The sequence below is a fragment of the Arthrobacter sp. J156 genome (genome assembly GCF_056172865.1).
Genome location: NZ_CM149650.1, coordinates 2,352,055 through 2,370,728 on the forward strand (window position 1 = coordinate 2,352,055; position 18,674 = coordinate 2,370,728).

Genomic DNA, 18,674 nt, shown 5'->3' on the forward strand with positions numbered 1-18,674 from the left:
GCGAACCGTGCGGTAGCGTCGTGGGCATGAGCGAGCACGTCCTGACGAGCACCGGAGCCGGCCTGGGCCTGATCACCCTGAACCGGCCCGAGAAGATCAATGCCCTGACCCGCCCGATGGTGGCCGCGGTCGGCGCGGCCCTGGACGCCTGGCGGGAGGACCCCGCGGTGCGGATCGTCGTGCTGCGCGGCGCCGGCGAGCGCGGCTTCTGCGCCGGCGGCGACATCAAGTGCTTCTACGAGTCCATCGTCGCGGACCGCCACCAGGACTTCCTGGACTTCCTGGCCGAGGAATTCGCGGTGGACCACGCGATCGCCACCTACCCGAAGCCCGTCGTCGCGTTCATGGACGGGCTGTGCATGGGCGGCGGCGTTGGCCTGGCCGGGCACGCCTCCGTCCGGATCGTCACGCCGCGCTCGAAGGTCGGCATGCCGGAGACGCGGATCGGCTACTCCCCCGACGTCGGCGGCACGCACCTCCTGGGGTTGGCGCCCGGACACCTCGGCGAGTACTTCGCCCTGACGGCCGGGACGATGGGCGCCGCGGACGCGATCCACGCCGGCTTCGCCGACTTCTGCGTCGCCGAGGACGCGCTCGGGGACGTCCTGGACGCGCTGCCGGATCTCGCGGGGCTGCCCGCGGAGGACCTCGCGGCGGCCTTCGAAGTCATGCACGGATCCCCGGCGCCCGCGGACACGGGGACCTCGCTCCTGGCGCAGCCGTGGATCGACGCCGCCTTCGCCGGGCGCACCGTCGCGGACATCCTCGCCTCGCTGGATTCGCTTCCCCACCGCGGCGCCGCGGACGCGGCCCGGGCCGTCCGATCGGTGTCCCCGCTCGCGGCCGAGACGGCGCTGCAGGCGGTCCGCGCCGCCCGCGCGGCCGACCACCTGCCGGAGGCGTTCGACCGCGAGCTGCGGCTCGCCGCGTTCCTCATGGACCATCCGGACCTGCCCGAGGGGATCCGCGCCCAGGTGATCGACAAGGACCGCAACCCGCACTGGTCCCCCGCCGACCCGGCGGACGTGGACCGCGAGGCGATCTCCGGCGTCGTCCTCGGCGCGGCCGCGGACGGCTAGGCCCCGCGCGCGTTGTAGACCGTCGCGGTCCCCGATTGCGTGAGGCGGCGGAACTCGCCGAAGACGCCGAGGGACTCCTCGCGCAGGATCCCGCCGCGCACCGCGATGCCGCGGGCCTCGAGCTCGGCCTCCCAGCGCGCGGGGATCGGCCCCTCGTCGAAGCCCGTGAGCGCCTCCACCTCGCCGCTTCCGACGGCGTACTCGAGCTCGCGGACGCCGGACCAGATCACGGCGCCGAGGCACATCAGGCAGGGCTGGGCGTTGGTGGTCAGCGTGCGCCGGGCCCCGTCGGCCCCGAGGTCGCGCGCCCCCGCTGCCGCGTGGGCGAGCTGCAACGCGACCACCTCGGCGTGCATCGCGGACAGTCCCGTGTCCATCACGAGGTTCACCCCGGCCGAGACCACACGGTGCTCCGGCCCCTCCGTCACGAGGGCGCCGAACGGACCGCCGTCGCCCTCGGCGATCGTGCGGGCGGCGAGGCGGCTGGCGAGCCGGATGCGGTCCTCGGGATCGGGCAGCAGCTCCGGGATCGCCTCGAGCTCCCGGCGCAGCCAGCCGGGGGCCTCGAGACGGAACGACGCCGGGAGGCCGGCTCCCGCGCGGGCCGGATCCACGGTGCCGGTCCCGTCCGTCGCCGCTCCGTCCGTCGTCGTCATCGCCGCTCCCCTCGCCGTAGGGATCCAGCGTAGCCGCGGCGCGGCCTACGGGACAGGGCCGGCGGGCTTGCGGAAGACGACGGCGAGCACCATCAGCAGCAGCCCCAGGCCGATCGGCCAGAAATCGATCTGCAGCCCGAAGCCGGGCGCGGGGAACCCGAGCAGCTCGCCCGGGCCTTCCCAGCCCACGATCGACTCGTCCCACGCGGCGCCGTCGATCCGCAGCGCCTCCTCGGCGGCGCGATTCGCCCCGGCCCCGAGGCACAGCTGCCACACGACGCCGGCGACCACCGTGAGCAGGCCGGCACCCTGCAGCCGGCGCGAGAGGGATCCGTCGTGGAGCGTTCCGAGGCGCTGCCGGCGGCAGAGCCCGGCCACGAGGAGCAGCAGGACCACGACCGTCCCGCCCTGCACCACGGCACCGGAGGCCAGCAGGGCACGCGTCACGCCGGACAGCCCCTCGACGTCGACCTCCGCCGTTGTGAAGCCTCCCCCGACCACGCGTGCCGTGGCCCCCTCGACGGACGCGGACGCCGGGAGCCGGGGCCAGGACTCCGCCACGGGAAGCGGCACCCAGACGGCGGGGCCGAGCGCGGCCGTGGCCGCCTCGACGAGCGTCCCGAGCACGGTCAGGACCGCCGAGAGCCAGGCGAGGACCTCGACGACGCGGACGACGGCGGGCGTGCGGGCCCGCCGTCCGGAGAGTGCGGTCACGTCGTCCTCCTCATCGGCTCCTGCTCGGGCAGGGCGGCTATCAGTTCTCCGACCAACGGGTTCCAGGGACGCGACGCCGGACCGCTGAGCACGAGGGTCCGCTCCACCGTGGGCACGAGCGGCCTCATGCACAACGACGCCGGGAGCATCCCCTCGCCGAGGCTCGGGATGATGGCGACGCCGATGCCCTCCTGGACCATGCTCATGATGGTCGCGAGCTCGCGGACCCGCTGGCTCGTCTCGAAGGGGATCCCGGCGAGCGCGTGGATCCGGCGCAGCTGGCCCTCGCAGCCGCCCTGGCCGGCGATCAGCCCGTCCTGCAGGAGCTCGTCGAGCGGCATCGACGGCTCGTCGGCGAGCGGGTGGTCGCGGCGCACGATCGCCCGCATCTCGTCGACGGCGACCACGCGGGACCCCGGCGGGGTGGAGGCGGGGTCGATCAGGATCGCGGCGTCGACCATGCCGGACTCGAGCCAGTCCGGCAGCTCGTCGTCGTCGCCCTCGAAGATGCTGACCTCCACTTCCGGCAGCCGGGCCTTCCAGAGGCCCATGAGCCCGGGGACGAGACCCTGGCACGCGGTGGCGACGGCGCCGAGCCGCACGCAGCCGCGGACCTTGCCGGAGCCGGCGTCGATGCTGCCCTGGAGCGCCTCGAGGGCGGCGAGGGCCGAGCGGGCGTGGGGCAGGAGCTCGGAGGCGAGCCGGGTGGGGCGGTTGCCGCGGTCGCGGTCCAGGAGCGGGGCGCCGATCGCCTTCTCCCAGGACTTGAGCGTGTGGGAGACGGAGGACTGGCTGACGCCGAGCTTCTCGGCCGCGGCGGTGAAGGAGCCGTGGTCGACGACGGCCGCCAGCGCGCGGAGCTGGGGCAGGGTCACTGTCATGAGTGCAGCATATACCCGCTTGAAGCCAATGTATTTGATTCATGCAGCGTCCGGACGGATGCTGGAGCGAGCGGCCCGGCTCACGTTCCCGGCCCGGCCCCCGTCTACGGGGAAGACACCCAGGAGGACACCATGGACACGCTGCGCAGGATCTCGCTCCCGCTGGCCTTCGCCGCGCTCGCGCTCGTCTGGGGCTCGAGCTTCCTCTTCATGAAGGTCGCGGCCGAGGGCCTCACCGCCGGACAGATCGCCGCCGGCCGCCTGGTCCTCGGCGCGCTCACCCTGCGCGTGCTCATGGTCGTCACCGAGCGCGCCTGGCCGCGGGACCGCCGCTTCTGGGGGCACATGGCGGTGACCGCGCTGTTCCTGTGCGCCGTCCCGTTCCTGCTCTTCGCGTGGGCGGCCCCGCACATCCCCTCGGGGCTGTCCTCGATCTTCAACGCGAGCACGCCGATCATGGCCGCGCTCTTCACCGCGGCGATCCTGCCCACCGAGCGGCTCGGCCAGCGCGGGGCCTCGGGCGTGGCGCTCGGCGCCGCCGGCGTGGTGGTCGTCGTCGGTCCGTGGACCCTCGCGGCCACGGCGGGCGCCGCGCTTGAAGCCCAGCTCGCCTGCCTCGGCGCCACCGCCTGCTACGGCTTCGGCACCGCCTACCTGCGCCGCTTCGTCGCCGGACGGCACCACCACGACGCCCTGACGGTCTCGACCGTGCAGGTCAGCCTCGCGGCGGCCGCCGCGCTCGTGCTGATGCCCCTGACGGGCTGGGCGCCGATGCGGTTCGACGCGCCCATGCTCGCCTCGCTCGCGGCGCTCGGGATCCTGGGCACGGGGATCGCCTACATCTGGTTCACCCTGGTGGTCACCGCGTGGGGCGCCGTCGCGGCCTCGACCGTGACCTACCTGACCCCGCTCGTCGGCGTGTTGCTCGGCGTGGCCGTCCTCGGCGAGACGCTCGCCTGGCACCACCCCGTCGGCGGGGCGATGATCCTCGCCGGCATCATCGTGGCCCAGTCGCGCCGGGTCCGCCCCGCGGGAAGGACGGCCGAACCGGCCCCTCGGACCGTCACCCTGCTCCCGGCCGCCCTTCCGGACGGACCGCGCTCCCGGCCACGACCGGCGTCGTCCCGTGCGTCGTGTCCTTGATCTCGGTCCGCGCCGGAGCCGCCACCCGCGCGCCCGGGACGCCGTCCGGCGTCATACCCGGCACGGGCTCGAGCGGCTCCATCCAGGGGATCGGGGCGTGCTCGCCGAAGTGGTCCGCGTCCGCCTCCTCCCAGTCCAGCGCCCACCCGCGCGGCGGCTCCTCGAGGAGCTCGCCGGGCCGGATCCAGTGGTACACCGCCGCGTAGCTGCGCGTCGTCAGGTGGTCCACGCGGCGCCGGAGCATCCGCGGGCTCAGCCGGGCCGGGTCCGTCACGCCCATGGACGCCATGATCTGCGCCGCCTCCTGGACCGTGAGCTTGTGGTAGTTGTGCACACGGTTGCCCTTGTCCTCGACGTCGAGGGCGCGCATGAGGCGCTTGTCCTGCGTCGCGACCCCCACGGGGCACTCGTTCGTGTGGCACTTCTGGGCCTGGATGCAGCCCGTGGCCATCATCATCGCGCGGGCGCTCATCGTGAAGTCCGCACCCTGGATGAGGCGCTTGACGATGTCGCTGCCCGTGGCGACCTTCCCGGCCGCGCCGATCCGGATCCGGCTCCGCAGCCCCGTGCCGACGAGCGCGTTGTGGACGAGCATGAGCCCCTCGGTCAGCGGCGTGCCCACGTGGTCCTCGTACTCGAGCGGGGCGGCGCCCGTGCCGCCCTCCGAGCCGTCGACGATGACGTAGTCCGGCGCGATCCCGGTCTCCAGCATCGCCTTGCACATCGCCAGCACGTCCGTGCGCGAGCCCACGCAGAACTTGTAGCCGATCGGCTTGCCGCCCGAGAGCTCCCGCAGCCGGCCGACGAACTCCATGAGCTCCCGGGGCGTGTGGAACGCGGAGTGCGAGGCCGGGGAGACGCAGTCCACGCCCATCGGGATCTCACGGGCCGCCGCGACCTCCGGGGTGATCTTCGCGGCCGGCAGCACGCCGCCGAGACCGGGCTTGGCGCCCTGGCTGAGCTTGATGGTGATGCCCTTGACGCGCTCGTGGGCGGCCTTCGCGGCGAAGCGCTCCGGATCGAACCGCCCGTCCTCGTCGCGGCAGCCGAAGTACCCCGAGCCGACCTCCCAGAACAGGTCGGCCCCGTAGGCGAGGTGGTGCTCCGTGAGCCCGCCCTCGCCCGTCTCGTGGATGAAGCCGCCGAGCGCCGCGCCCTTGTTCATGGCCAGCACGGCGTTCTTCGAGAGCGAGCCGAAGCTCATGGAGGAGACGTTCATGAGGGAGATCGCGTAGGGCTGCCGGCAGTCCGGTCCGCCGATCACCACGCGCGGCGGGTCCGCGGGCGGCGGGACGGGCGCGGTCGAGTGCAGGAGGTACTCGTAGCCGAGCTCGTTCACGTCCCGCTCCGTGCCGAACGCCTTGTGGCTGTCCGCGCCCTTGGCGCGGGCGTAGACGAGCGAGCGCGTGTCGCGGTCGAACGGCTTGCCGTCGTAGTTGCGCTCGATGAAGTACTGCTGGATCTCGGGGCGGATCGACTCGAGCAGGTAGCGCATGCGGCCCAGGACCGGGAAGTTGCGCAGGATCGCGTGCTTGGTCTGCAGGGTGTCGTGGATGCCGAGGGCCAGCAGGGCCAGCGCGACGCCGGCCATCGCCCACCAGCCCGCGGAACCGAAGGACGCCGCCACGACCGTGGCGAATCCCAGCAGGGACAACAGGGCGAGGATCAGGAAGCGCACCATGGACGCGAGCCTACCGCGCCGTAGCCCGTCCGCGGAGCCGTTCCGGCGGCTCTCATTCCGGCCTCATCGTCCCGTGCGAGGCTGGTGCCATGCAGACACACCACGGCACCCCGTCCCCCGCCCGACGCGCCGCCGCCCTGCTGGCCGCGGCCCCGATCCTGCTCACCGCCGCGTGCGCCGCCGGCCCCGGGGCGACGTCCCCCGAAGGCGCGGCGGATCCCTCCGGCGCGGCCCCGGCGTCGGACTCCTCCCCCGCGTCCGCGGAGCAGACCGGCCCGAGCGGCACCCCCGACGCGAGCATCCCGGCGAACGAGACCATGACGGGGCTGAGCAACGAGCGCGGGGTCGCGATCGGCCGGCTCGGCGAGGAGATGCGCTTCGAGGACGGGGACGGGAAGGCGGTCGCGGGCGTGACCGTCGAACGGATGCGGGTGGTCGACTCCTGCCCCGACGGCGCCGCGCCGGAGAACGGGCACTTCCTGGTCCTGGACCTCGACGCCTGGCACGACGACGCCGCCGGTTCCCGCCCGATCCGGCTCGCCGCGGACCAGTGGTCCTACTACTCGCCCGAGGGCGAGCGCTCCGACGCCGCGCTGGACACCGACGCGGCCCGTTCCTGCGACATCGGCGACGACTTCGAGGGCCCCGACGGCGAGGACTTCGAGGACGAGAGGATCAAAGACGAGCTGGGCCCGGACGACGACGACGAGGACGGCTTCCTCGTGCTCGACGTCCCGGCCGCCGAGGGCTCCGTGGTGCTCACGGACCTCGACGAGGAGGCCGTCGACTGGCCGTTCCCGCAGTAGGACGGAGCGTGCGCAGCGGGGCCGGGGTGGTGATTCCATCCCGGCCCCCGGTGCTTTCCGGGCGGCGCGGGGCCCGGGAATCCGCGGGAGAACGGGGAGGGGCTTGCAAAGTTACTTTCCAGTAGGTTCAATGTAACCCAGGTCACACCAACCCGGGATGGCCGCCGCCGCCACGCGGCCGGCCGTCCTTGCGCTCCAAGCGCGGGCCCCACCCCGTCCCGCGCAGCTCCACCCCCACCGGCCGCGCTTCGGCGCGCCCGAAAACAGCCCGGGCAGCGCCGCCCGGCTCCCCCAAGGAGACCCATGAACGCACACCACGCCGCCAAACAGCACCGGCTGATGCACACCGTCGTCACCGTGCTCCTGGCCCTCTTCCTCATCGCGGCCCTCGCCTTCTACGCCCTGTTCAGCGGCCAGCTCGCCAACGGCGCCGCCCAGCTCAACGCGGGCATGGGCCAGGCGCAGGACGGGATCGGCGAGCTCGAGTCCGGGGCAGGCCGGGCCGCCGCCGGCGCGTCCACCCTGGCCGGGGGCGCCGCGGAACTGAACGCGGGCGCCGCGAAGCTCGCGGACGGCACGGGCACCGCGCACCGCGGGGCCCAGGACCTCTCCGAGGGCGCGGGTGCCCTCGCCGAGGGCACGAGGACCCTCTCCGACGGCGCCTACCGGGCCGCCGAGGGCGCCGCGAGGCTCGCGGACGGAGGACAGGCGCTCGGCACGGGCGTGTCCAAGGTCGCCGCCGGCGCGGGCCGCGCGGACGCCGCCGCGAAGAAGCTCGACGCGGGGGCCGCCCGCCTGGCCACCGGCGCCGCCTCGGCCCGGGAAGGCGCCTCGAAGCTCGACGCCGGGGCCTCCGAGCTCAGCGAGGGCACCGGCGAGCTCGCGGACGGCGCGGGCCGGATCGACGAGGGCGTCGGCCGGGTCGACGCCGGGGCCGCCTCCCTCGCGCAGGGCGGCCGGGAGCTCGGCGACGGGGCCGGGCAGCTCAAGGACGGAGCCGGCCGGCTCGCCGACGGCGCCTCGCAGGTCGACGCCGGTGCGGCCCGCCTCGCCGACGGCGCGCAGGCCGCCGCCGAGGGCGCCGGGACGCTCGCCGACGGCGCCGCGCGCGTGGACGAGGGAGCACAGAAGCTCGGCGCCGGCGTCGAGACCGCGAAGGCCGGTTCCGGCCAGCTGAAGGAGGGCCTCGGCACGCTGTCCGCCGGGATCGGCCAGGCCTCGACGGGGGCCGGGGAGCTCGCGGCCGGCTCGAAGGAACTCAAGGCCGGGACCGCGGCCGCCCTGGACGGCGCGCGCCAGCTCGCCGCCGGCGCGTCCGAGGCCGGGCCGGGAGCGCAGCGCCTGAGCGACGGCGCCGCGCAGGTGGGTGCCGGCACCGAGGAGCTCCTCCAGTTCGCCAAGGACAATCCGCTCGTGCCGATCGGCGTGCTCCTGTCCAAGCTCGAGCAGCTGAACTCCGGCGCCGGCCAGGTCGCCGACGGCGCCGCGCAGCTCGCCGAGGGCAGCGGACGCCTGCAGGCGGGCACCGCCCAGCTCGCCGCGGGCCTCGAAGAGGTCGACGGCGGGGCCGCGCGGCTCGCGGCCGGGTCCGGCGAGCTCTCGGCGGGGCTGAAGAAGCTCGACGCCGGCGGCGCGGACGCGGCGAAGGGCGCCGGGGCGCTCGACGCCGGGCTCGCCCAGATCCAGGCCGGCTTCGCGGGCGACGGGGACAAGAACCCGGGACTGCTCGCGGGCACCGCCCAGCTCGCCGAGGGCTCGACCCGGCTCGCGGCCGGCAACGGCGAACTGGCCGACGGGGCCGGGAAGCTGCGCGAGGGCGCCGGGGCGCTCGGTACCGGGGCCGGCGAGCTCGCGGCCGGAACGGACCGTCTGGCCGAGGGCGCGGGACGGCTCGCCGACGGCGCGGGCCAGCTCAAGGCCGGTACCGGTGAGCTGAAGACCGGCACGGGGGCGCTCGTCGAGGGCACGGACCGCCTCCAGGCCGGCGCGGGGCGCCTGGCCGCCGGGGCCGGCGAACTCGCCGAGGGCAACGGGAAGATCGCCGACGGCGCCGGGACGCTGCGGGCCGGCACCTCGGAGCTCGCGTCGAAGACGCCGGACCTGAAGAAGGGCGCGGACACCGCCGCGGCGGGGGCGCTCAAGCTGCGCGACGGCGCCTACACCCTGCACGAGGGCAACGCGAAGCTCCACGAGGGAGCGCTCAAGCTCAAGGACGGGGCCGGTCGGCTCGCCGACGGCTCGGGCCGGCTCGAGGGCGGCCTCGCGAAGCTCGACGCGGGCGCCGGGGACCTGGCGGACGGGACGACGCGGCTCCAGGCCGGGGCCGGCGACCTCGCCGAGGGCAACCAGGCCCTCGCCGACGGGACCTCCCGCCTCGCGAGCGGCTCCACCGAGCTGGCCTCCGGCACCGAACGGCTCGAGGGATCCACGCGCGCGGCCGCGGTGACGGAGTCGCCCACGGGCCTCGTGCTGCTGGTCCCGCTCGCGCTCCTGGCCATCCCGCTCGTGCTCATGCTGCGGGCGCGCAGCCACCTGCGCCGCAAGGCCGCCTGACACGGAGGTCCAACGCGGGGCGGCGGCTCAGCCCAGGAGGGCGGCCGCCTCGCGGTCCAGGACGACCGTCACGCGCGGGTGGCGCTGCACGATCGACGCCGGGAAGTCCTCGGTCACGGGACCCTGCAGCGCGCGGCGCACGGCCTCGGCCTTGCGGGCGCCGTGGGCGATGAGGAGCAGGTGGCGGGCCTCCATGATCGTCGCGATGCCCTGCGTGATGCACTCCGTGGGCACCTCGTCAAGGCCGTCGAAGAAGCGCGCGTTGTCCCGGCGCGTGCTCTCGGCGAGCGGCACGACCCGCGTCCGCGAGTCGAAGGCGGACGGCGGCTCGTTGAAGCCGATGTGCCCGTTGGATCCCACGCCGAGGATCTGCACGTCCACGCCCCCGGCGGCGGCGATCGCCGCGTCGTAGTCGTCCGCGCGGCGCTCGTGCTCGGCGTGGTCGGCCCCGTGCGGGTCCGGGGTCCGCACGCGCGCCGGGTCCAGGCCCAGCCGCTCGACGACCTCGGTGCGGATGACCTCGGCATAGGACTGGGGGTGCCCGTCGGGCAGGCCGATGTACTCGTCGAGGGCGAACCCGGACACCTCGGAGAAGTCCGCCCCGGACGCCGCGAGCGCGGCGTAGAGCGGCAACGGCGAGGAGCCCGTCGCGAGGCCGAGCACGGCGGCGGGCGAGGCGGCGACGGCGTCGAGGACGACGCGGGCGGCGAGGCGTCCCGCCTCCGCGGCGTCCTCGGCGACGATCACCTCGGGGGCGCGGTGCCGCGGGCGGGGGGTGTTCACGGTGGTTTCCACGGGGCCTTTCATGCAGTGCTGTGAGGTGCGGTGCTACGGCCGCAGGGCGTCGACGAACCAGCCGGTGATGCTCGCCGGGTGCGTGATGGCGGTGCCGACGACGACGGCGAACGCGCCGGCGTCGAGCGCGGCCCGGGCCTGGGCGGGGGTGTGGATCCGGCCCTCGGCGATGAGCGGGGCCTCGAGCCCGGCGGCGGCGATCGCCTCGAGGAGGCCGAGGTCCGGCCCCTCGGTCTTCTCCCGCTCGCCCGTGTATCCGGCGAGGGTGGTGCCGATGAGGTCGGCGCCGGCCTCCGCCGCGGCGAATGCGTCCCCGAGGGAGCCGCAGTCCGCCATGACGAGCGCGTGCGACTCGGCCTTGACCTGCGCGATGGTCTGGGCGAGCGTGAGCCCGTCCGGGCGCTCCCGCCGCGTGCCGTCGAGCGCCACGACGTGGGCGCCCGCGTTCGCGACGGCGAGGGCGTGCCGGGCGGTCGGGGTGATGAAGACGCCGTCGTGCCCGTCCTTCCACAGCCCGATCACGGGCACCTCGACGGCCGAGCGCGTGAACTGGATGTCCGCGATGCCCTGCACCCGCACGGCCACGGCCCCGCCGACGACCGCCGAGGCGGCCACTTGGGACATGGTCTGCGGGTGCCGCATCGGCTCGCCCGGGTAGGCCTGCGCGGAGACGATCAGGCCCCCGCGCAGGGCCTCGAGCTCGTGGCTGGTCGGTTTCATGGTGCCTCCTGGTCCGTCCGGGCGATCTCGGTGGTGGTGACCAGCAGCCTAGAGCAGCCCGTTGCGGGCGACGATGGCGCGCACGGCCTCGGTCTCGGAGGAGTCGAGGGCGGCCATCGGGGCGCTCATCGTGTTGGAGCCGATGACCCCCATGACCTGCAGGGCAGTCTTGAAGGCGCCGAGGCCGGCGGCGCCGCCGGAGACGCGGGCCGGGTCCGGGGTGTAGACGATCGTGAACAGGTCGGCGAGGCGGTCCTGCTCGTCGCGTACGGCGGCCCAGTCGCCGGCCACGGCCGAGTCGTACATGCGGCGGTACCCGGCCGGGTCGACGTTGCCGAGGCCGGGCACGACGCCGTGGGCGCCGCCGAGCAGCGCGCCGTCGACGACGACCTCGTGGCCCGTGAAGACCGAGAAGCCGGGCAGGTGCCGCGTCGCCAGGAGCAGCTGGCGGAAGGAGACGTCGTCGCCGGAGGAGTCCTTGACGCCCACGATCACGCCCTCCTCGGCGAGCTTGACCAGCAGCGCGGTCGGGAACTTCACGTGCGTGCGGACGGGGACGTCGTAGGCGAAGAGGTCCGCGCCGGTGCCGTCCTTGATGGCGCGCAGGTGCGCCTCGATCTCCGCCGCGTTGGACAGGGCGTAGTAGGGCGTGGTGACCACGAGCGCGTCGGCGCCGAGCTCGACCATGCGCCGTCCCTCCTCGATGACGCGCGCGGTGGTCTGCTCGTTGGCGCCGACGATGAGCGGCACGCGGCCGTTGTTGCGGGCGGCGATGGTGCGGACCACGAGCTCGCGCTCGGCGTTGGTCAGGTAGGGGACCTCGCCGGAGGAGCCCAGGACGAACAGACCGGTCACTCCCCCGTCGATGAGGTGCTCGACGACGGCGCCCAGGCCCTCGACGTCGACGGCGCCGTCCGCGGTGCGCGGCGTGACGACGGGCGGGATGACGCCGGAGTACTTGGGGGTGGCGGTGGCTGGTGCGGTGCTCACGGGGGTTCTCTTTCTCGCAGGTGGGATGGTGGGCGCCGCCCGAGTGGTCTGTGTGGGGTCCACCCGGGCGGGCCGGTCGGGGGGGCCGCCCGGAGGCGGCGGGGGTACGACGCCGGACGGCGCCTAGGCGGGCAGGTGCAGGAGCGAGGGGGCGGCCCCGAGCAGGGTCTTGGTGTACGCGTTGGACGGGCGGTCGAAGACCTGTTCCGCGCTGCCCTCCTCGACGATCTCGCCGGCGTTCATGACGCAGATCCGGTCCGAGACGTAGCGGACGGTCTGGATGTCGTGGGAGATGAAGACCATGCCGAGGTTCAGTTCCGACTTGAGGTCGGAGAGCAGGTTCAGCACCTGGGCCCGCACGGAGACGTCGAGGGCCGAGGTCGGCTCGTCGGCGACGATGATGTCCGGGTCCAGGGCCAGGGCGCGGGCGATCGCGACGCGCTGCCGCTGGCCGCCGGAGATCTGGTTCGGGAAGGCCCCGGCGGCGGAGGCCGGCAGGCCCACGAGGGCGAGGAGCTCCTTGACGCGCTGGGCGCGGCTCGCGGAGCTGCCGATCCCGTGCACGGTGAGGGGGTCCGTGAGGATGTCCTTGATCTGCATGCGCGGGTTCAGGGCCGTGGCGGGGTCCTGGAAGACCACGGAGACGCTGCGCCCGAACTCCTTGCGCAGGGCGGCGTTGCGCTTCAGCGCCGGCTTGCCGCGGAAGAGCACCTCTCCGGAGGTCGGCGCCTGCAGGCCCACGAGGACCGAGGCGAGGGTGGACTTGCCGCAGCCGGACTCGCCCACGATCCCGACGGTCTCCCCGCGGCCGATGCTGAAGTCCACGCCGTTGACGGCCTTGACGATCGTCGGCTTGAAGATCGAGCCGGAGCGCGCCCGGTGGTGGACGTGGATGTCCTTCAGCTCGATGACGGGTTCGGCCCGGTGCGGGCCGGGGGTGCTCGCCTCGCTCATCGGACGCCTCCTTCCGTGGTGGTGCCGGGCGTGGATCCGGCGAGGTGGCTGGCCCAGAAGTGGTCCTCCGAGCCCTCGACGGGCGTGAAGGCGAGCTGCTGGTCGGGGTCGGCGCCGGGGCGCGTGGAGCGCTCGGCGAAGCGGTCGCCCGCGGCGAAGTCGTACGGGCTGGGCACCGTGCCGGGGATCTGGTGCAGCCGCTCCGCACCCGACTCGATCGAGAGCACGGCGCCGAGCAGGCCGCGCGTGTACTCGTGGGTCGGGCGGGTCAGCACGGAGCGGACGGAGCCGGACTCGACGACCTGCCCGGCGTACATCACCGTGACGCGGTGCGCGAGGGAGGCGACGAGCGCGAGGTCGTGGCTCACGAACACCATGGCGAAGCCGAGTTGCTCGCGCAGTTCGTTGAGCAGGTCCACGACCTGCTTCTGCACCGTCACGTCCAGGGCCGTGGTCGGCTCGTCGCAGACCACGAGCTTGGGGCTGCGGGAGAGGGCCATGGCGATCAGCACGCGCTGGCGCTGGCCGCCCGAGAGCTCGTGCGGGTAGGACTTCAGGGTGCGCTTCGGGTCGAGCTTGACGAGCTCGAGGAGCTCGGCCGGGCTCTTGCGCCCGTTGCGGCGCGTGAGCTGCTCGAGCTGGTCCTTGATGAGCATCGACGGGTTCAGCGAGGACAGGGCGTCCTGGTAGACCATCGCGATCTGCTCACCGCGCAGCCCCTTGTAGACCGAGTCGTCGCCGGCGCGCGTTCCGCCCTTGCCGTCCGGGGGCAGCAGCTCCCGGCCCTCGAAGGTGATGGAGCCGCTGATCCGGGCCGTCGGGGGCAGCAGGCCCATGATGGCGAGCGAGGTGATCGACTTGCCGCAGCCGGACTCGCCGACGAGGCCCATCGTCTCGCCCTCGCGGACGGTGAAGGAGACGTCGTCCACGATCGCCGTCTCGCCGAAGCGCTCCGGGAAGCGGATGGACAGGTTCCTGACCTCGAGGACCGGGCGCGGGGCACCGTGGGTCGCGTCGAGCGCGAGCCGGTCGGAGCGCGAGGACTCGACGGCGGCGAGCTGGTCCAGCTCCGCGGCGAGGCGGGCCCGTTCGGCGTCGCCCGTGTCGGCGGCGGCGAAGGTCGTCGCGGCGGCCTGGCCGGCCTCCACGGCGGTGTCGGCGACCTTGGTCTTCTTGCGCAGCCGGGGGTTCACGAGCGCGTCGGTCATGCCCTCGGCCAGGACGTTGAGCGCCAGGACGGTGAGCAGGATGACGAGGCCGGCGAAGGTCGTGGCCCACCAGGCGCCGTTGAGGACCAGGGTGCGTCCGTAGGAGATCACGTTGCCCCACGAGGGGGCGGGGTCCTGGACGCCCGCGCCGAGGAAGGACAGGGACGCCTCGAGGATGATCGCGTCGGCGACCATCACGGTCGCGAAGACGAGCACGGGGGCGGCGCAGTTGCGCACGATGTGCCGGCCGAGGATGAAGAAGCGGCCGGCGCCGATGACGCGTTCGGCGCGGACGTAGTCCTCGCCCCACTGGGAGAGCACGTTGGCGCGGACGACGCGGGCGATCTGGGGGACGTAGATGACCGCGATCGCGAGGATGATGACGGGGATGCTGTTGCCGAGCGACGCCAGGAGCGCGGCGGCGAGGGCGATGCCCGGGAACGCCATGAGCATGTCCATGATGCGCATGATGGTCTCGTTGGCCCACTTGCTGCTCGTCGCGGCGAGCGCGCCGAGCAGGGAGCCGACGACGAGGGCCAGGCCCACGGCGCCGAGGCCGATCATGAGCGAGGACTGCGCGCCGTAGAGCAGGCGGGAGAAGATGTCCCGGCCGAGCCGGTCGGTGCCGAAGAGGTTCTCCGCCGAGGGGCGCTGGGCCGGGATCCCGGAGGCCAGCGGGTCGTGCGGGGCCAGGACGGGGGCCAGGGCCGCGGCGACGCAGATGAGGAGCAGGAACAGCAGCGCCAGCTTGGAGCCGAGCGGGAGGGCCGTGAAGCGGACCGCGCCGGAGCTCAGGCGCGCCACGAGCCCGTTGCGGGGTGCCAGGGGAGCCATGGGTTACACCGTCCTAATGCGGGGGTTGATCAGCAGGTACACGAGGTCGACGAGGATGTTGACCAGGACGAACGTCACGGCGATGGTCAGGACCACGCCCTGGACCAGGTTGACGTCGTGGGCCGTGATGCCGTTGAGGATGAGCTGGCCCATGCCGGGCAGCGAGAAGATCATCTCGATGACCACGGCGCCGCCGAGCAGGTAGCCGATCCGCAGGCCGAGCACGGTCACGGGGGTCACGAGCGCGTTGCGGAGCACGTTGCGGCTGACGACCTCCTGGCGCGGGACGCCGTTGCCGATCGCGGTGCGGACGTAGTCCTTGTCGAGCTCCTCGACCATCGACGTGCGGACCACGCGGATGAGGGAGGCGGAGACGGGGATCGCGAGGGCGAAGGCCGGAAGCGCCATGTGGGACAGCCACGGGCCGAACCCGGAGCCGGCCGGGGGCATGCCGCCGGAGGGGAAGAGGGGATTGGAGCCGAGGGCGAGCCACTGGATGAGCAGGATGCCGAGCCAGAAGGACGGGGTGGCGACGGCGGCGATCGAGAAGACGCGGATCAGCTGGTCGGGCGCCTTGTCCCGGTAGAGAGCGGCGACGACGCCGAAGACGAGGGAGATGGCGATCGCGATGAGCACGCCGAGGAACGTCAGCTGCAGCGTCAGGGGGAAGGCCTGGGCGATCATGTCGGCGACGGGGCGGGCCGGCGGCGTCGTGTTGCCGAAGTCCAGCACGAGCAGGCGGCCGAGGAAGGCGAAGTACTGGACGGGCAGCGGGAGGTTCAGCCCGCGCTCGGCGCGGTAGGCCTCCTTGGCCGCCTCGCTCGCGCCGTCGCCGAGCGCCGTCGTGGCCTCGTCGCCGGGGGCGAGCTTCAGGATCACGAACACGAGGAACGTGACGCCCAGGATCATCAGCGGCAACGCGGCCAGGCGGCGCAACAGCAGTCGCAGGAGGGTTCCCACGGTAGGACTCCGATGTGTTGGGGAAGGGTGGAAGCGGGGGGCGGGGGCGCGTGGGGGGAACGCGGCCCCCGCCAAACCGGAACGCCGGTCCGCGCCCGCCGGGGGACGGGCGCGGAGCGGGGATGTCCCGGGGCAGGCCGGCGCCGCCGTCGTCCCGTCCTTGCGGTTCAGGACGACGGCGGTGCGACTAGGCCTTGGGGGTGACGCCCACGAACGAGACGCCGGTGGTCGGCAGCGGCTGGAAGCCGTCGAGCCGCTCCGGATCCCACGCGGTGGGGAGCTGGCGGTGGAAGAGCGGGTACAGCGGGACCTCCTCCGAGATGAGGTCGATCGCCTCCTTCCAGGCCGCCTTGGCGCCGGCCTCGTCGGAGGCCTGGACGGCCTCGTCGAGCTTGGCCTGGAGGGTCTTGTACTCGGCCGTCTCGCTCCAGCGGAAGCGGTTCTTCGGCCAGACGTCGCCGCGGTACCACCAGCTCAGGAGCAGGTCGAGGTCGTTGCCGAAGACCGAGGGATCGCCCGGGGCGGCGACGACGGTGAAGTTGCCCGTGTCGACGTTCTCGCCGTACAGCGCGCCGGACTGCAGGTTCTTCATGGTGACGTTGACGCCCGGGAGCTTGTTCCAGGACTCGAGGATGAGCGGGGCGACGTCCTTGACCCAGGCGGTGTCCGTGGTGAGCAGCTCGAACTCGAGGCTCGTGACGCCGGCTTCCTTGAGCAGGGACTCGGCCTTCGCGGCGTCGTAGTCGTACTGGCCCGCTGCGGCCTCGTACTGCGGGTGGGTGTCCTGCACGTAGGACGTGGCCTGCTTGGCGTTGCCCAGCAGCGCGCGGTCGATGATGGTCTGCGTGTCCAGGCCGAAGTGCAGCGCCTGGCGGACGCGCTTGTCGGCGAAGCGCTCGTCGGAGCAGTTGAACATCAGGAACAGCAGGCCGAAGGACTGCACGGACTCGACGGTCAGCTTGGACTTCAGGCGGTCGACGTCGAGGTAGGGCACGTCCTCGATGGCCTGGACGCGGCCCGACTCGGCGGCGGTCACGCGGGCGGCGGCGTCGGAGAGCAGGAACCAGGTCATGCTGTCGGCGGTCGCGGCCTGCGAGCCGTTGTAGTCCTCGAACTTCTCGAAGACGATCTTGTCGTCCTTCGTCGCGGAGACGAGCTTCCACGGGCCCGAGCCGATCGGCTGGGCGTCGAACGCCGCCTGGTCGGCGGAGGCCACCGACTTCGGGACCACCTTGACCACGGAGATGCGGGTCGGGAACAGCGGGAAGGCGTACTTGAGCTTGAAGACGACGGTGTCCTCGCCCTTGGCCTCGACCGAGTCGATGAACGGGATGAACTGGGCGAACAGGGAGGCGTTCTCCGTGTCCAGGACGCGCTCGAACGAGTAGACGACGTCTTCCACGGTGACGGGGTCGCCGTTGTGGAAGGTGGCGCCCGAGCGGAGGGCGACCTCCCACGTGGTGTCGTCGACCTGGGACGGCTCGGACGCAGCGAGGGCGAGGTAGGGCTCGCGGGTGGCCGGGTGCAGGTCGACGAGGCCCTCGAAGACGTGCATGTTGGCGGCGAACGGGGTGGCGCCGGAGGAGGTCATCGGGTCGAAGCCCGTGGACAGGGCGTAGGAGATGCCCGCCTCGATCGTGCCGCCCGCTGCCGCTCCCCCGCCGGCTGCGCCCGACGCGGCCGACGTGGTCGCGGCGGTGCCGGACGGACCGCCGCAAGCGGCGATGGTCGCGGAGAAGGCGGCCGCGGCACCCATGAGGCCGGAGACCTTGAGGAAGTTCCGGCGGCTGCCTTCTTTGGCAGCGATTTCGCTGAGAGACATGGTGACCTCATTCTAGAACGGTGAATATCGGACGTAGGATGTCCGATGCGATGAGTTAGACTGTAAGCGGGGTCACAGACAGAGGTCAAGTCCCGCCATCGAGAAAAGAGGAGCATCACATGACGACGACGCCGACGCGCCACGTCCGGTTGGGTGCGCAGCAGCGGCTGCGCGCACTGACAAGCGACATCATGGAGCTGATACTGGAACGCGGCCTGCTCCCGGGCGACGCCCTGCCGACGGAGCAGGAGCTCACCGCGGAGCTCGGCGTGGGACGGAACACCCTGCGCGAGTCGATCAAGGTGCTCCAGGCCCTCGGAGTCGTCGAGATCCGCCACGGGTTCGGGATGTTCGTGGCGAACGACAACCTCTCCGCCCTCGCGGACAGCCTGACGTTCCGCGGCCGCATGTCCCTGCAGCACAAGGGCCACGAGGCGAGCGAGCTCGTCGAGGTCCGGCAGGCGCTCGAGGCCGGGCTCATCGGCTCGGCGATCGACGCGGCCACGCCGGAGCAGCTCGCGGCCCTCGACGCCGCCGTCACGGAGATGGAGCGGCGCGCGGAGGCGGGCGAGAACTTCGTCGCCGCGGACCAGGAATTCCACCGGCTGCTCTTCAGCTGCCTCGAGAACGAGCTGCTGACCAACCTGCTCGGCGTCTTCTGGCAGGTCTACCGCACCATCCACGACGCCGTCGGCACGGGAGCGGTCGCGGATTCCGACGGCGGCGAGGACCTGCGGGACACGGCGCGGATCCACCGCGACATCCTCGATGCGGTGACCGCCCGCGACAAGCCGCTCGCCTCCGAGCTCATGAACCGCCACTTCGACGGCATCCGCGGCCGCCTCGCCGTCTTCGCGGGCGGCGCCTGAGCCCAGGGC

Annotated in this window: 16 protein-coding genes; 5 read left to right on the top strand and 11 right to left on the bottom strand. The window is 73.3% G+C overall.

All coding sequences use genetic code 11. The features are described from left to right. The first annotated feature begins 26 nt into the window (after positions 1-26). Positions 27-1,079 carry an enoyl-CoA hydratase/isomerase family protein gene (locus tag AC0QR5_RS10735; protein ID WP_329862072.1) on the top strand — a complete coding sequence of 351 codons (1,053 nt, stop codon included), beginning with the start codon at positions 27-29 and terminating at the stop codon, positions 1,077-1,079. Here the strand turns inward: AC0QR5_RS10735 and AC0QR5_RS10740 are convergent. From AC0QR5_RS10740 to AC0QR5_RS10750, 3 genes are read right to left on the bottom strand one after another with little or no spacing between them, the layout of a single operon-like run. Then, on the bottom strand, positions 1,076-1,735 hold the full coding sequence (locus tag AC0QR5_RS10740) for a nucleoside deaminase (RefSeq protein ID WP_329862073.1): 660 nt from the start codon (positions 1,733-1,735) through the stop codon (positions 1,076-1,078). The genes AC0QR5_RS10735 and AC0QR5_RS10740 overlap by 4 nt on opposite strands. A gap of 45 nt (positions 1,736-1,780) precedes the next feature. Beyond that, positions 1,781-2,449, bottom strand: coding sequence for a hypothetical protein (locus AC0QR5_RS10745; protein ID WP_329862074.1), 669 nt, complete (start codon positions 2,447-2,449; stop codon positions 1,781-1,783). Continuing rightward, the gene (locus AC0QR5_RS10750; protein ID WP_329862075.1) at positions 2,446-3,330 is read right to left on the bottom strand and encodes a LysR family transcriptional regulator; all 885 of its coding nucleotides are present in this window, start codon (positions 3,328-3,330) and stop codon (positions 2,446-2,448) included. Before AC0QR5_RS10750 ends, AC0QR5_RS10745 begins: the two co-directional genes overlap by 4 nt. Before the next feature lie 132 nt (positions 3,331-3,462). On the opposite strand from AC0QR5_RS10750, the gene AC0QR5_RS10755 reads away from it, so the two are divergent. Further along, a complete protein-coding gene (locus AC0QR5_RS10755) occupies positions 3,463-4,473 on the top strand; it encodes a DMT family transporter (protein WP_329862076.1) in 1,011 nt (336 codons plus the stop codon). On the opposite strand, the gene AC0QR5_RS10760 is transcribed toward AC0QR5_RS10755, so the two are convergent. Further along, complete coding sequence (locus tag AC0QR5_RS10760) at positions 4,394-6,154, bottom strand: FMN-binding glutamate synthase family protein (protein ID WP_329862077.1); 1,761 nt, start codon at positions 6,152-6,154, stop codon at positions 4,394-4,396. The genes AC0QR5_RS10755 and AC0QR5_RS10760 overlap by 80 nt on opposite strands. Before the next feature lie 89 nt (positions 6,155-6,243). Here AC0QR5_RS10760 and AC0QR5_RS10765 point away from each other — a divergent pair, with 89 nt between their 5' ends. Together AC0QR5_RS10765 and AC0QR5_RS10770 are read left to right on the top strand one after the other, a co-directional pair. Beyond that, entirely contained in the window at positions 6,244-6,960 is a 717-nt protein-coding gene (locus tag AC0QR5_RS10765; RefSeq protein WP_329862078.1) for a hypothetical protein, read from the top strand. A 303-nt stretch (positions 6,961-7,263) separates the two neighbouring features. Next, entirely contained in the window at positions 7,264-9,513 is a 2,250-nt protein-coding gene (locus tag AC0QR5_RS10770; RefSeq protein WP_329862079.1) for a hypothetical protein, read from the top strand. A gap of 27 nt (positions 9,514-9,540) precedes the next feature. Here the strand turns inward: AC0QR5_RS10770 and AC0QR5_RS10775 are convergent, their stop codons facing one another. From AC0QR5_RS10775 to AC0QR5_RS10805, 7 genes are all read right to left on the bottom strand, one after another. Continuing rightward, positions 9,541-10,296 (bottom strand): glucosamine-6-phosphate deaminase, encoded by a 756-nt coding sequence (locus tag AC0QR5_RS10775; protein WP_329862080.1) that lies wholly within the window; start codon positions 10,294-10,296, stop codon positions 9,541-9,543. A 45-nt stretch (positions 10,297-10,341) separates the two neighbouring features. Further along, on the bottom strand, positions 10,342-11,028 hold the full coding sequence (locus tag AC0QR5_RS10780) for an N-acetylmannosamine-6-phosphate 2-epimerase (protein ID WP_329862081.1): 687 nt from the start codon (positions 11,026-11,028) through the stop codon (positions 10,342-10,344). A 48-nt stretch (positions 11,029-11,076) separates the two neighbouring features. Further along, positions 11,077-12,018 carry a dihydrodipicolinate synthase family protein gene (locus tag AC0QR5_RS10785; protein ID WP_329862082.1) on the bottom strand — a complete coding sequence of 314 codons (942 nt, stop codon included), beginning with the start codon at positions 12,016-12,018 and terminating at the stop codon, positions 11,077-11,079. A gap of 123 nt (positions 12,019-12,141) precedes the next feature. Next, entirely contained in the window at positions 12,142-12,972 is an 831-nt protein-coding gene (locus AC0QR5_RS10790) for an ABC transporter ATP-binding protein (protein WP_329862083.1), read from the bottom strand. Further along, positions 12,969-15,014, bottom strand: coding sequence for a dipeptide/oligopeptide/nickel ABC transporter permease/ATP-binding protein (locus AC0QR5_RS10795; RefSeq protein ID WP_329862084.1), 2,046 nt, complete (start codon positions 15,012-15,014; stop codon positions 12,969-12,971). Before AC0QR5_RS10795 ends, AC0QR5_RS10790 begins: the two co-directional genes overlap by 4 nt. A gap of 3 nt (positions 15,015-15,017) precedes the next feature. Beyond that, a complete protein-coding gene (locus AC0QR5_RS10800) occupies positions 15,018-15,923 on the bottom strand; it encodes an ABC transporter permease (protein ID WP_475372525.1) in 906 nt (301 codons plus the stop codon). 238 nt (positions 15,924-16,161) lie between these two features. Beyond that, positions 16,162-17,796, bottom strand: a complete 1,635-nt coding sequence (locus AC0QR5_RS10805; protein ID WP_329862086.1) for an ABC transporter substrate-binding protein — start codon at positions 17,794-17,796, stop codon at positions 16,162-16,164. 119 nt (positions 17,797-17,915) lie between these two features. Between AC0QR5_RS10805 and AC0QR5_RS10810 the strand changes: the two genes are divergently transcribed. After that, entirely contained in the window at positions 17,916-18,665 is a 750-nt protein-coding gene (locus AC0QR5_RS10810; RefSeq protein WP_329862087.1) for a FadR/GntR family transcriptional regulator, read from the top strand. Positions 18,666-18,674 lie beyond the last annotated feature (9 nt).